The organism is Larkinella insperata (assembly GCF_026248825.1).
Classification (GTDB): domain Bacteria; phylum Bacteroidota; class Bacteroidia; order Cytophagales; family Spirosomataceae; genus Larkinella; species Larkinella insperata.
The window spans coordinates 4,091,823-4,105,861 of the sequence record NZ_CP110973.1; the positions used below are offsets into that span (position 1 = coordinate 4,091,823).

9 protein-coding genes are annotated in these 14,039 nt (G+C 54.6%); 8 read left to right on the plus strand and 1 reads right to left on the minus strand.

Annotated elements, in window-relative coordinates; genetic code table 11:
* Window positions 1–85: 85 nt before the first annotated feature.
* Complete coding sequence (locus OQ371_RS16460) at window positions 86–1,180, minus strand: dihydrodipicolinate synthase family protein (RefSeq protein WP_265989246.1); 1,095 nt, start codon at window positions 1,178–1,180, stop codon at window positions 86–88.
* 314 nt (window positions 1,181–1,494) lie between these two features.
* On the opposite strand from OQ371_RS16460, the gene OQ371_RS16465 reads away from it, so the two are divergent.
* The 8 genes from OQ371_RS16465 (at window position 1,495) to OQ371_RS16500 (ending at window position 13,922) form a co-directional block, all read left to right on the plus strand.
* A complete protein-coding gene (locus OQ371_RS16465; protein WP_265989248.1) occupies window positions 1,495–4,680 on the plus strand; it encodes a SusC/RagA family TonB-linked outer membrane protein in 3,186 nt (1,061 codons plus the stop codon).
* A gap of 15 nt (window positions 4,681–4,695) precedes the next feature.
* Window positions 4,696–6,267: a SusD/RagB family nutrient-binding outer membrane lipoprotein gene (locus OQ371_RS16470; RefSeq protein WP_265989250.1), complete on the plus strand. Its 1,572-nt coding sequence runs from the start codon at window positions 4,696–4,698 to the stop codon at window positions 6,265–6,267.
* A 256-nt stretch (window positions 6,268–6,523) separates the two neighbouring features.
* Window positions 6,524–7,090 (plus strand): putative antibiotic biosynthesis monooxygenase, encoded by a 567-nt coding sequence (locus OQ371_RS16475; protein WP_265989252.1) that lies wholly within the window; start codon window positions 6,524–6,526, stop codon window positions 7,088–7,090.
* A 431-nt stretch (window positions 7,091–7,521) separates the two neighbouring features.
* Window positions 7,522–8,751 (plus strand): glycosyltransferase family 1 protein, encoded by a 1,230-nt coding sequence (locus tag OQ371_RS16480; RefSeq protein WP_374761420.1) that lies wholly within the window; start codon window positions 7,522–7,524, stop codon window positions 8,749–8,751.
* 43 nt (window positions 8,752–8,794) lie between these two features.
* Complete coding sequence (locus OQ371_RS16485) at window positions 8,795–10,063, plus strand: family 1 glycosylhydrolase (protein ID WP_310586581.1); 1,269 nt, start codon at window positions 8,795–8,797, stop codon at window positions 10,061–10,063.
* Between the two features lie 55 nt (window positions 10,064–10,118).
* Window positions 10,119–11,240: a UDP-galactopyranose mutase gene (glf, locus tag OQ371_RS16490; RefSeq protein WP_265989256.1), complete on the plus strand. Its 1,122-nt coding sequence runs from the start codon at window positions 10,119–10,121 to the stop codon at window positions 11,238–11,240.
* Between the two features lie 70 nt (window positions 11,241–11,310).
* Window positions 11,311–11,712, plus strand: a complete 402-nt coding sequence (locus OQ371_RS16495; protein ID WP_265989258.1) for a response regulator — start codon at window positions 11,311–11,313, stop codon at window positions 11,710–11,712.
* 2 nt (window positions 11,713–11,714) lie between these two features.
* Window positions 11,715–13,922, plus strand: a complete 2,208-nt coding sequence (locus tag OQ371_RS16500) for a bifunctional alpha,alpha-trehalose-phosphate synthase (UDP-forming)/trehalose-phosphatase (protein ID WP_265989259.1) — start codon at window positions 11,715–11,717, stop codon at window positions 13,920–13,922.
* Window positions 13,923–14,039 lie beyond the last annotated feature (117 nt).

Sequence of the window (14,039 nt, forward strand, 5' to 3'; positions counted from 1 at the left end):
ATTAGGCTGTGGGCCAGCCCCGGTTTCAGCCTTGCCCAAGGGCTTTACGCCCAAGAAAACCGCAAAAAGCCCATTGAACGCATAGCTATTGCGGACCGTTCACCGCTTTGATTCCCAGCCGGTCGCACCAGCCGAGGAAGACGTCGTACGTTTTGTCCAGGACCGCCAGGTGTTCCGGTGGTATCGACTTTGCTTTCGCCCGACACACCAGTTCCAGCGGAAGACCCCGCTTTTTCAGAAAATACTTGGAACTAAGCGGGTAATACTTGGAGATGATGGGTTCAGTTCGGGTAATTTCGGCCTGGATCCAGTTAACCTCCGCCGACTTTGCCGGGTCGTTGGCATACTGGCAAAGCCAGCTATGAATTTCGGGGTAAAAATTTCCGGAGATTGGCGACATGCCTTTGGCGCCTTTTTGCAGCGATTCGGCCGCTGTAGCCGTGTGGGCGTTGTAAAATTCCAGTTGAGTTCCGCGCGCTAGGGCTAGTTTGGCTTCTATATTTTTAATGTCCTCTGAAGTGTCCTTGTGATAAATTAAACGCTTATCGGAAACGAGCGATCTGAAGACATCCGGCGCCAGCAACCGTTTATAAGGGACCGGACATTCGTACGTTCCTACTTTGATATCGTTCGTCAGGGAAAGAAACCTTTCAAAATTTTTCTCCAAAACGGCATCGCTTTCGTTGGCGAGGGCAAAATGACTGGAAATAAGAATAACGCCACGCGCACCGGTATCGTAAATCTTTTTGGCAAAATCTGCTTTCTCCTCGAGCGTATCCCCGAAAGAGCCCGTTGAGACCACTGCCGCTTTTCGGCCAACGTGTTTCACCACATGCCGGGTCAGGTCAATCCGCTCCTGATTGGTCAGGAGGTACATTTCACTGCTGAGGCAATTGGCAAAGAAGCCTTTGGCTCCGGCTTTGAGGTAGAAGTCGATCAGCATCGAAAGGCGATCGAAATCGATTTTCAAATGGGAATCGAACGGCGTGATCATCACCGGAACAAACTTTTTTTCATCCGATTGGGAAGGCTCAACGAGTCTTTGATCCGGCTGCGTCCGGCCGTTCCCGGCATACAGTGTCTGTCGTTGGAAGGGGGCGGCTCCCACGGCAATACCCAGGGAGGTGCGTGTTAGGCACTCCAGCAACGTCCGTCGGGAAATGGGTTTTTCTGCTTTCATCGATCTTGAAGGGTTAGGCAACTAAGCTTTGTGAAATCATTACTTTGAATTATGCCATTCGTACGTCTGGGAAGCGGCTGTTTTTTAGAAATTTTCGGTGCTTTTGGGTTAAATCCTGCTGGAATGGCCTAATCGGGTAATACCCAGTTTGAAACATAGGGACCGGTCCAATTAGGGATTATTCATTAGTTGTAATTTATTTTCTTTTAATTGAAAGAATCATAGTACGATAAGGGGGGTTTGGCGTATGGGAAATAGCGCGTTGATCTGTCCAGAGCAGTCAGACGCTGCGGCTATTCCAACCCTTAACTTTCATGAACAAGAAAACCCTACCAAAGAAGAGGGACCACAGCACCGTTCGGTGCAGTTGGTATACCCTCTTGGCCGCCGTTGCCGTCTTTTCGGCCACTACCCCCGCGGCCGTCGCACGGAAGCCGGAAACCCCGGAACGCAAAACAGAAAGGCCGGGCGCGGAGTGGCCCGCGCCCGTTGAAGTTATCAAGGGAAAAGTAACCGATGAAAAAGGGGAGGGCTTGCCCGGGGTCAGTATTATAGTGAAAGGCACGCAGCAGGGAACAACCTCCAACGCAACGGGCAACTTCTCCATCAATGTCCCGTCGGCCAATTCGGTGCTTGTTTTTTCGTTTGTCGGTTATACGGCTCAGGAAGTGCAGGTGGGCAGCCAGACGTCCCTGAACATCAGACTGCTGACCGAAAGCAAAGCCCTGGACGAAGTGGTGGTTACCGCCCTAGGTATCCGCCGGGAAACCAAGTCGCTGGGCTATTCCGTGACCAAAGTCGACGGTGATAATTTCACCAAAACCCGGGAAACCAACTTCGCCAACTCCCTGAACGGAAAGGTGGCCGGGGTGAACATCAGCCCGGCGGCTACGGGGCCGGCCGGCTCCAGCCGGGTGACCATCCGCGGCAACACGTCCATCTCGGGCAGCAACCAGCCGCTGTACATCATCAACGGCCTTCCGATGGACAACAGCCAGTTCGGCGGGCCAAAAGGAGATAATCCGGATTTTGGCGACAACATCTCCAGCATTAATCCGGATGATATTGAGGATATTACCGTTCTGAAAGGCGCTACGGCGGCCGCATTGTACGGTTCCCGGGCCAAAAACGGTGCTATTCTCATCACCACCAAATCCGGGAAGGGCAACAAAGGGCTGGGCGTGGAATTCAATACCAACAACACGTTTGAAGTACCCTTTTTTCTCTGGGAACTCCAGAAGGAGTACGGTCAGGGGTATGGCGGGGTCAAACCGGCGAGCCAGCAGGATGCGGCCAACCACGGTCAAAACCACTGGGGATCACGGTACGACGGTTCGGAGACGATTCAACTCGACGGGGTAAAAAGGCCGTATTCGTACGTAAAAGATCAGGTACTCGAAGACTTCTACGGCGTCGGTCACACCAGCTCCAACAACATTTCGTTCTCGGGCGGAGGGGATAAAGGCAGCTTCCGGTTGGGTATTACGGACATGCGCAACAAAGGCATTATTCCGAATGCAACCATGCGGAGAAACAACATCAGCCTGGGCCTTAATCAGAGCATCTCCAAAAACCTGAACCTGTCGGCCAACGTCGACTACGTCAACGAGCGTGTTGACAACCGGTACGTTTTTACGGGCACTTCCAGTAACAGCGCCGGAACTATCCTGTACGTGAACAGCAACATGCCGACGAGTGCGCTCTCGCCGGGTTACACCGAAGACTTCAAGGAAAAGGTGCTGGGCACGGATTTAAACGCGACCAACCCCTACTACACCCTCAACCGCATTAAAAACCGGACCGACAAGGACCGCTTTATCTCCACCGTTAACATACGGTATAACCTGTTCGACTGGCTGTTTATTCAGGCAAAAGCCGGGCAGGATTATTACAGTTTCATGGCCAACAAACTGGTTCCCGAAGGAACCGGCTACCGACCCAATGGTCAGCTTGATCAAATTCAGCAGAACTTCTGGGAGCGGAACTTCGAAGGGATGATTGGGTTCAACAAGAGTCTGAATAAAGATTTTGATCTGGCCGTAAACCTGGGCGGAAACCTGATGGCGCAGCACCGGTACACCACCACCATTGTCGGCTCCGGTTTTGCGGTTCCTCAGTTGCACGTAATCAACAACACCGTCAACCGGAACACCACCACGGCAACGTTCGATAAAAAGATCAACTCGGTATTTGCCACCGCCGAGCTAAGTTACCGCAACTACCTGTACCTGAACCTGACGGGCCGAAACGACTGGTTCTCAACGCTGAATCCTCAGTCGAACAATTTCTTTTACCCCTCGGCCGGGGTGAGTTTCGTGTTCTCGCAGGCGCTCAGCCTGCCCCAGGCCATCAGCTTCGGAAAGCTCCGGGTGGCGTATGCTGCGGTGGGCGGAGATACCGACCCGTACCTGCTCAATCTGACCTATGGCCTGCTGCCGTACAGTTACAACGGCCGTTCGCTCGGGACCATCAACCAGTTTACTGTACCCAACAGCCGGTTAAGGCCCCTGAGCGTCAACGAATTTGAGGCCGGTCTGGACCTGCGATTATTCAACAACCGGCTGGGCTTTGACATTGCGGCCTACAACAAATTGACGACCAACGATATTGCCGTCGAAAGCATTTCCTCCACCACCGGTTATTCGGGGGTGTCGGTCAATGTGGGCGAAATCCGGAACCGGGGCATCGAGTTGCTAACGACCGTAAAACCGGTTACGACCTCAAACTTTAGCTGGGACGTTTCGTTTAACCTGGCTTACAACAAAAGCCAGGTGCTGAAGATTTCGAATACCTCCAATGAGCTGATTCTGGCGACTTCTACCAAAGCTTTCATCAAACACGTAGAAGGGGAGGAGTACTCGCAGATTGTCGGGCGGACCATCAAACGCAATGAGCAGGGACAGGATATCATCGACGCGACTGGCCTGCCCATCGTCCCGGCCAACGTGGTTTCCTTTGGTTCGGGTATTCATAAATACACGACGGGGCTGATCAATACCTTCACGTACAAGTCGCTGACGCTATCGGCTCAGGTTGACGGCAAATTTGGCGGCAAGATTTATTCGGAAACCAATTACAGCCTCGACCACCGCGGAATGTCGCCCAAGTCGCTACTGGGCCGGGAAGCCGGGGCGATTCTGCCCGGTGTTACCGAAAGCGGGGAGGTGAACAACGTGCTGGTAACGGCAGACCGGGTTAACAACCGGGCCATCATCGTCCGCCGACGCGATGCCCTGGATGACTACATTTACGACGCCAGTTTCATCAAACTGCGGTACGTGTCGCTGACCTACAACCTGCCGAAAGCCGTTTACGAGCGCATTGGATTCCTGAAGGGGGCCAGTGTGTCGCTGGTAGGTCGCAACCTGGCAATTCTGCTCAAACACACGCCCGGCCTGGACCCTGAAACCAACATATCGGCGGGCAATGATCAGGGGATCGAATCCACGGCCTTACCACCCACCAGAAGTTACGGTTTCAACGTGAACTTGAAATTCTAGTTAACGCCAAAGACAATGAAAAAGACACTCTATACAGTATTGACCGGCAGCGTCCTGCTTTTTGCCGGTTGTGACAGTGGTTTTGAAGAGCTTAACAAAGACCCCAACGCCGTTACCGCCGACCGTTTCAACCCGGCTTATTTATTCACGACCGGGCAATACAACACGGCCAAGGGGGATGAGGTAAACAGCCTGAATTATGCCGAACCGTTCGTTCAGCACATGGCATCACTGAGTAACGTGGGTATTTTCGATTTTCAGGGGGATAAATACGTGTACCACAAAGCGAACAACGAAGCGCTGTGGAAGGCCACGTACAACGCTAATGCGGGTTCTTCCAAGCTGATTGAGGATGTCATTACGCTATCGAAAGACAAGCCGCAGTACCATAACCTCTACCACATGGCGAGAATCTGGAAAACGGTCATTTACCACCGGCTCACGGACATGTACGGGGACGTTCCTTATTTTGAAGCCAATCAGGGCTATTATCAGCAGATTTACAAACCCAAGTACGACGCACAAAAGGACATTTACGCCCACATGCTGGCCGAGCTGGAAGATGCCACCGCCAAGCTGAATGCTCAGCAACCCCTCTTCGGGACGGCGGATATTGGTTACGCGGGCGACATTCCCAAGTGGAAACGGTTTGGTTATTCGATGATGCTCCGGTTGGGTATGCGGCTGTCTAAGGTAGACCCGGCGGCCGCCGAGTCCTGGGTCAGGAAAGCGTATGCGGGCGGGGTTTTTGCGTCCATCGAAGACAACCTGCTGATCCGGGGAGCCGACAAGGTCGGTACGCAGGAAGTGCTGACCAACGGCCAGAGCTGGCTGTTGAGTGTTTCGCAGCGAAGCCCCGGCAAAATCGCCAAAACCTTTTTCGACTTCATGAAGAGCCACAACGACCCCCGGCTCAAACATACCGTTGCCGTGTACACGGACCCGACCAACGTGGCTACGAAAAATACCGATCCGGCCGTGCAGAAGGGAATGCCCAATGGCCTCGACCGGATTACCCTGCCCAACGACCCGAGCTACAACCCAAACACACCGGGTCAGGAACACCAGTTTTCGGGGGTAAACCGGGATGTGTTCGGCAAGCTGGACGGGCCGAGAATGCTCCTGACGTATGCCGAGGTACAACTGCTGCTGGCGGAAGCCGCCCTGCGGGGGTGGGTCGCCGGGGATGCCGCGCAATTCTACCGCAACGGAGTAACCGGCGCCATGAAGAGCCTCCAGCAGTACGACGCATCAGCCACGATTACGGACGCAGAGATCACGGCTTACTTAACCACCAACCCGTTTGTGGGCGTGGCCGACCGGGAGAAGGCGCTGGAGCAGATCAACTCCGAATACTGGGTGGCTACGTTTCTGAACGGGTACGAGTCCTACGCCAACGTCCGGCGCTCGGGCTATCCCAAACTAACGCCCATCAACTACCCGGACAACGAAACGGGGGGGACCTATCCCCGCCGTCTGCGGTATCCGGATGATGAACCGGTTTTGAACGCGGATCATTACAACGCTGCGGTAGCCCGCCAGGGGGCCGATACGTATAAAACCAGAGTTTGGTGGGACAAGCCGTAAAGGGGTAACCGGAGCGCAACAACCGAATGCGCCTGACGTATATGCCCGCAAGTGCGCAGCTTCGTGCGATAGCCGTAGATTTTTCGTCATAAAAACCGGGTTGCTGGGGAAGCGCCAGCAACCCGGAAAATACCGTTCTGGATTTTCCGCAGATGCGTTTTTCTGCGGATTTCTTTTTCCGTTTTTTGATTTCCTGCCGCTTCTTCCCGATCTTTTTCGCGGTAAAATCGACCGTTATCCCAAAGCAAGCATCTTTATGGCAGCCAGCATCCCCATCGACATCGACAGCGCTGTGACCACCATCATCGTTCAGCGACCCTTCAAAAATCAGGTTCACGTCTATGAAGACTGGTTAAAGGAAATGGTGACATTGGCGCAGGGAGCAACCGGGCACCGGGGGGTAAACATCATTCGTCCACACGGGCATAACGAAGGCTACACCATCGTCCTGCATTTTGCTTCGGAAGCAAGTCTGCGAACGTGGCTGGAATCCGACACCCGCCGGCAAATGATTGAGAAAGTGCGTCCGTTTCTGAATACGGAAGAAAAGATTGAAATCAAGACCGGCCTGGAGTTCTGGTTTACGCCACCGGAAGCCAAAAAACTGGCACCCCCCTACAAACAGTTTCTGCTGACCTGGTCGGCTATTTTTCCATTGTCCGTGCTGGTTCCCTGGCTGCTGACACCCATTTTGACGGCCCTGCCTTTTGGCTCTGTTCCGTTGCTGAAGCCCCTACTGACCAGCCTGGTCATTGTCGGGTTGATGACGTTTGTCATCATGCCCCGCTATGTTCGGCTTGTTGCCAAATGGCTTTATCGGTAATAGACGGCGAATTTTAACCGTAATGGAAGTCCTTCGTACTCCGTTTTTGTCGCTTTCTGCCGGGCGGCTACGGATGGTATTGTATGTAAAATAGGGTCGGTTTTCCAATTAATCTCTTTCTACCAGCCATCGTTTGGCCCTCTTTTCTCTGTTTGCTAGAATGTTTGCGCCTTATTGGACTAGTTAACGGACAGCAGATGCTTGTTATGCCTGGGAGTGCGTTGCAGCGTAAAAACAGACAAAGAGTAATCAGAGCTTGCTCCATTATGGTCACCGGCTGGGCCAGAACCTCACTTGGCGGTTGCCAAAACTCCCATTCTTACATTAATAGAGTTTACTAACTACCTGCGTTTCGCTGCCCGTGCGCAATCCATTTCACGTTCGTACACAGGTTGGCGTTAGCACCACATCATTCTTACCCTAACCAACGCATGTCTAATCAGCAGAAACAGGCTATAGGACAGCCATTTGCTCAGGAGCACGTTCAGCTCATGGGCTTAGCAAAGGATACGGTCATTCCATCTACCTCTTTTGCGCATCAGACCCAGGATTTAATTTGTTTTTCACACCTGCGCTGGAACTTCGTCTACCAGCGCCCCCAGCATTTGCTCAGCCGGGCCAGCCGCCACTTCCGCGTCTGGTTCTGGGAAGAACCCGTCGTCGACAACCGCTCCTGGCTGGAAGTGCGGCCCGTCAACGCCCAGCTCAACATCCTGGTGCCGCACCTGCCCGGCGGTACCGATGCCCACACCCAGCAGGCCATGCAGCGCAAGTGGCTCGACGAACTATTGACCCAGCACCAGATCACCGACTTTGTGGCCTGGTACTACACGCCCATGGCCCTCAACTTTACCGAGCATATCCAGCCCCGGCTGACCGTCTACGATTGCATGGACGAGCTGTCGGCCTTTCGGGGGGCGCCCCCGCAACTGCGGGAACGGGAGAAACAATTGCTGCAACAGGCCAAATTGGTCTTCACGGGCGGTCAGAGCTTATACGAAGCCAAGAAAAATCTGCACCCCTCGGTGCACGCCTTTCCCAGCAGCATCGACAACCACCACTTTGGGCAGGCCCGCCTGGGGCTGGCCGATCCGGCCGATCAGAGTTCGCTGGCTTACCCGCGCATCGGCTTCAGTGGGGTCATTGACGAGCGGCTGGACATCGCCCTGCTGGGCGAACTGGCGAAACGGCGGCCCGACTGGCAGTTTGTGCTGCTGGGTCCGGTGGTCAAGATTGACCCGGCTTCGCTGCCGCAGGGGCCTAACCTGCACTACCTGGGCATGAAGGCCTACGAGCAGCTGCCGGCCTATTTCAGCAACTGGCAGGTGGCGCTGTTGCCCTTTGCGCTCAACGAATCGACGCGCTTCATCAGCCCCACCAAGACGCCGGAGTACCTGGCTGCGGGTCTGCCGGTGGTGTCCTCGCCGATTCGGGATGTGGTCAGCACCTACGGGGAGTGCGGTCCGGTGTGGATTGCCGACGGGGCGGAGGAGTTTGAGCGTTCGATTGCTGCGGCGCTGGCAGATCCCGGGTCGATGTGCTGGAAACGGATTGATGCCCAGTTGGCGCAGAGTTCCTGGCAGCAGACCTGGAAAGATATGCATAAATTAATCATGGGGCAGTTCCAGTTAGAGCCCCAAAAGCAATCCCTGTATGAGTAAACAACCGGATATTAGATCATCTACAAATTCAGCTTCACAGCCCTTGGCGCTATGGGGGGGCATTGAGTGCACCGTCAACCGGGTTGGTGATACCTACCAGGATCAACTCCTGCGAAACGGACACGACCAGCGCGATCAGGACCTGTTTCAAATCGCTCAGCTTGGACTCAAGACGCTGCGTTACCCGCTGATTTGGGAGCGCACTGCTCCTCACTGCATCGACAAGCCCGACTGGCAATGGGCCGATCGTCGCCTTGGGTTGCTGCGGGAGTTGGGAATCCGGCCCATCGTTGGTTTGGTTCACCACGGCTGCGGGCCTCGGTACGCCACCTTTGCCGGCCTTGAGTTTGCGCAGCAGCTTCCCCGCTATGCCCGGCAGGTAGCCGAGCGCTACCCCTGGGTCGACGCTTACACGCCCGTCAATGAGCCCTTAACCACCGCCCGCTTTTCCGGCTTAAGCGGTCACTGGTACCCGCACGCCAACAGCCCCCGCGTGTTTGTCGATATTTTGCTCCGGCAGTGCCGGGCCACGGTTCTGGCCATGCAGCAGATTCGGCAGGTTCGGCCCGATGCCCAACTGATTCAGACCGATGACCTGGGGCAGACGCACAGTACCCCGAAATTAAGCTACCAGGGCGAGTGGGAAAATCACCGTCGTTGGTTGAGCTGGGATCTTCTCTGCGGCTTTGTCTCGAAGGAACATCCGCTCTGGGACTATCTGCGCTGGCTCGGAATTCCGCCCGCGGAACTGGCATTTTTTGTGGAGAACCCCTGTCCGCCGTCCGTGATTGGAATCAATCATTACATCACCAGTGAACGGTATCTGGATGAACGAATCTGGCAATACCCGGAACATCTGCGGGGCGGCAACGATCGCGATCGCTACGTGGATACGGAGGTCGTCCGGGCAGCGCCGGAGCAACGGGTTGGGTTGCAGGGGCTTCTGCTGCAAGCCTGGAAACGCTACCAGCGCCCCATTGCCGTAACGGAGGCTCATCTGGGATGTACCGTCGACGAGCAAATGCGCTGGCTGTGGGATATGTGGCAGCAAACCCAGCAGGCGCGTCAGGCGGGTGCTGACATTCAGGCGGTAACGGCCTGGGCTTTGCTGGGGTCATTCGACTGGCATTGTCTGCTGACGCGCCACGAAGGACACTACGAACCGGGCGCTTTTGACGTAAGCTCGGGACAGTTGCAGGCCACGCCCCTGGCGGAGCTGGTTCATTGCCTGGCGACGGGGCAAAATCCGGCCGCGCTCGTGCCGCCGGGGCCGGGCTGGTGGCAAACCGTACCGCAAACCGATCTTGCCTGAATCCGGCGCGGGTCATTTACAACTCATTTTATCACGTTAACCTTCTTATTTCTTTATGCAATATGATTTTGTAATTGTAGGAGCTGGATTTGCCGGGAGCGTACTGGCCGAACGATTAGCTACACAGGCCGGAAAAACGGTTTTGCTCATCGACAAACGGCCCCACATTGGCGGGAATGCGTACGATTGCCTGAACGAAGACGGAATCCTGATTCACCAGTACGGCCCCCACATCTTCCACACCAACTCGCCGGAAGTGATGGCTTATCTGTCGCAGTTTACCCAGTGGCGGCCTTACGAACACCGGGTGCTGGCGTCCGTTGACGGTCAGTTGCTGCCCATTCCGATCAACCTCGATACGGTCAACAGACTGTACGGGTATTCCTTTACCTCCGAAGAACTGGCCGATTATTTTCAATCCGTTGGTGAGCCGGTCGATGAAATCCGCACGTCCGAAGATGTGGTCGTGAGCCAGGTCGGTCGTGATTTGTACGAAAAATTCTTTCGGGGGTACACCCGCAAGCAGTGGGGCGTCGATCCCTCGCAGCTCGATAAAATGGTAACTTCCCGGATTCCGACCCGCACCAACCGGGATGATCGCTATTTCACGGACGAATTTCAATGTATGCCGCTGCACGGCTACACGAAAATGTTTGAGAAAATGGTCAGCCATTCCAACATTCACCTGCTGCTGAGCACGGATTTTAAGGAGATCAATAAACAGCTATCGTATAAGGAACTGATTTACACCGGACCCATTGACGAGTATTTTGATTACTGCTACGGCAAACTGCCCTACCGTTCGCTGCGCTTCGATCACCAGACGCTGGAGGTGAGCGATTACCAGCCGGTTTCCGTCGTCAACTATCCCAACGACCACGCTTATACCCGCATTACCGAATATAAGAAACTGACTGGTCAGGAACATCCCAAAACCAGCATCACCTTTGAATACCCGCAGGGAGAGGGTGATCCGTATTACCCGGTACCCCGGCCCGAGAATGCCGCGCTGTACCGGCAGTACAAACTATTGGCCGAACATCAGGAGAATGTCTACTTTGTGGGGCGTTTGGGTACATACCGCTATTACAACATGGATCAGGTGGTGGCTCAGGCGCTGACGCTGTATAAAAAACTAGTCGGTATGGAATCGCTCCAGGAAACCATTCAGAGCTGACGGTTTGACTCGTTCCACTGGTTAAAACCGTCCCCGGCGACCGGTTTTTGCCGGATTATGACCAGGTCTGATGACAACCCAGGGCCCCGTTATTTTTCTGGCGACCGATCAGGAGAGTGATCACTTCCTCTACCGTCAGGCATTGTACGAGGCCTGTCCCACGGCTGTTCTGTATTTTTTCGGCCGAAAGGGCGAAATGCTGCAAGCCCTGCGGGGTTCCGTTTTTCCGCTTCCTTCCCTGCTTATACTGGATTGGAAGATGGCGGAGCGCAACGGATATCCGTTGTTGAACCGGCTGAATCAGACGCCAGCCTGGCAGCATATTCCGGTTGTTATTATCGACAGTGATCCGCCGTCGGTGGATCAGCAGAAGTGCAAAGAAGCAGGCTACGAAATGGTCCTGCCCGCCGAGAAGGTGTATGAAAACGTGGTGGAACGATTACGTGGCCTGGCCCACGCCCTGATTTTATAAATATGAAAAACAATCGACTGGTCATTATTTCCCACCGCTTACCGTTCTCGTTCAAAACCGAAAACAGAGAGACTACTTTAAAGCCATCGGCCGGGGGCTTGGTAACTGCGGTAAAGTCACTGGACCTGTCTTCGTTCGCCGAAAAACCGGTGTGGATCGGATGTGCGGACTTCACCCAGCGAACCTGGGATAAGCACCGGGGTCTGGTGGATGATAGTTTTGAATACGTCCCGATTTTTATTGACAAACAGAGCCATAAAAGCTTTTATAACGGTTTTTCCAATTCGGTACTCTGGCCGCTTTTTCACTATTTTTCAACCTACGTTGATTACCACCACGAAGAGTTCAAGGCTTATCAACTGGTGAACGAGACGGTTTGTGATAGAGTAGTTGAAGTGCTGAAGCCGAACGACCTGATCTGGGTGCACGACTACCACTTCATTCCCCTTCCGCAGCTCATTCGCCAGCGGCAGCCCGACGCCCGGATTGGCTACTTTCTGCACATTCCTTTTCCGTCGTACGAACTGATGCGGTTGCTGCCCAGCGCCTGTCGGACGTACTTGCTGAACGGATTGCTGGGCGCCGATCTGGTGGGTTTTCACACCAGCGATTATTGCCTTCACTTTCTTCAGTCGGTCCAGATGGCTTTGGGGCAGCCAACTACTTTTGGCAGGGTGGCCTGCGGAAACCGGCTGGTTGAAACCGGCGTTTTCCCCATCGGCATCAACTACGCTCTTTACAACGAAGCCTACCACCAGCCGGAGGTTGTGCAGGAACGCGAGCAACTGCTGACTTCCTACCCGGGCAAATTGATTTTTTCCGTCGACCGGCTGGATTACACCAAAGGTGTTCTTCAACGGCTCGACGCCCTGGAAGCGTTTTTGAACCTGTACCCTCAGTGGCGCGAGCAGATTGTCTTTCTGCTGGTGGTGATTCCTTCGCGGGACGAAATCCAGCGGTACTCGGAGCGCAAGCAGATGATTGAACAGGCGGTGGGTCGTATCAACGGCAAATTTGCCACCTTGACCTGGCTGCCCGTGGTTTACCGGTATGCTCCGTTAAGCTTTCCGCAACTGCTGGCGTCCTACTCGGCCTGCGACGTGGCGATGATCACGCCCCTGCGCGACGGCATGAACCTCGTCGCCAAGGAGTTCGTGGCTTCCCGGCAGGATCAGCGCGGGGCGCTGGTGTTGAGCGAGTTAACCGGTGCGGCTAACGAGTTGGGAGAAGCCCTGCTGGTCAATCCGCTGGACGAATACGAAGTGGCTGAGGGGTTGAAGCAGGCCCTGGAGATGCCGCCCGAGGAGCAGGCCCGCCGGATGGTTGCGATGCAGCAGCGAATTGCCTTTTATGATGTCAAAAAATGGGCTTCTGATTTTATTCAGGTACTGCTAAACGCCCAATCGGCCACCCCTGTCGGCGCGGGCAAGGCACTGACCGGAAAAACAAAAAGTAGTTTGCTGGAGGCTTACGCGAAAGCCCAGTCCCGCTTGTTGCTGCTGGATTATGACGGAACCCTGGCTGAATTCGCGCCGGAACCGGAGCTGGCGGCTCCCTCGGCGGCCGTTCTGGAAACGCTGGATAAACTGGCTCGTCTACCCGAAAACAAGGTAGTCATCATCAGCGGACGCGACCGGCCGACGCTGGAAAACTGGTTGGGTGGATTGCCCATCGATCTGGTCGCTGAACACGGAGCCTGTCAGAGACAAAACGGAAACTGGCACGTCAATAGCGGGGATGAAACCCGCTGGAAAGCCAGCGTTCGGCCTTATTTGGAGGAAATTGTCAACCGGTGTACAGGCTCCTTTATCGAAGAGAAGGCAACGACGCTGGCGTGGCACTACCGTAATGCGGATGAGCACATTGGTTTTGAGCGGTCGCGGGAGTTGCTGTTCACCTTAAATCAGTTGCTTCCTCATGGACTCCGGATTCTGGACGGCAATAAGGTCGTTGAAATAAAATCAGCTGATTGGGACAAGGGGAAGCTGGCCGAACGGCTGATGGCGGAAAAACCGTATGATTTCGTTCTGGCCGTTGGTGATGACCAAACCGACGAAGACATGCTGGCGGTCTTGACCGAAAACCACCATTATCCCGTCAAAGTGGGCAAGGGAACGACCACGGCCGCTTTCCGGGTGGCCGATGTCAGCCAGGTGCTGGTGCTGCTCAATGCTTTTGTCAGGCAGTCAGATTCCGAGCCGGTCGGTTGACCCTCGTTAGAGCCGCAGCGTTTCAGTGAGCCGTATTGATATCTTTTCAATGCCGTCATTGGCATCCATCCGGCCATAAAAAAGAAGCCACCGGAGAAAATCGGGTGGCTTCTTTTT

What these genes read in the sequence shown, in the direction of transcription:
- OQ371_RS16460 (WP_265989246.1), bottom strand. Translation starts at nt 1,180, where the DNA reads ATGAAAGCAGAAAAACCCATTTCCCGACGGACGTTGCTGGAGTGCCTA.
- OQ371_RS16465 (WP_265989248.1), top strand. Translation starts at nt 1,495, where the DNA reads ATGAACAAGAAAACCCTACCAAAGAAGAGGGACCACAGCACCGTTCGG.
- OQ371_RS16470 (WP_265989250.1), top strand. Translation starts at nt 4,696, where the DNA reads ATGAAAAAGACACTCTATACAGTATTGACCGGCAGCGTCCTGCTTTTT.
- OQ371_RS16475 (WP_265989252.1), top strand. Translation starts at nt 6,524, where the DNA reads ATGGCAGCCAGCATCCCCATCGACATCGACAGCGCTGTGACCACCATC.
- OQ371_RS16480 (WP_374761420.1), top strand. Translation starts at nt 7,522, where the DNA reads ATGTCTAATCAGCAGAAACAGGCTATAGGACAGCCATTTGCTCAGGAG.
- glf (WP_265989256.1), top strand. Translation starts at nt 10,119, where the DNA reads ATGCAATATGATTTTGTAATTGTAGGAGCTGGATTTGCCGGGAGCGTA.
- OQ371_RS16495 (WP_265989258.1), top strand. Translation starts at nt 11,311, where the DNA reads ATGACAACCCAGGGCCCCGTTATTTTTCTGGCGACCGATCAGGAGAGT.
- OQ371_RS16500 (WP_265989259.1), top strand. Translation starts at nt 11,715, where the DNA reads ATGAAAAACAATCGACTGGTCATTATTTCCCACCGCTTACCGTTCTCG.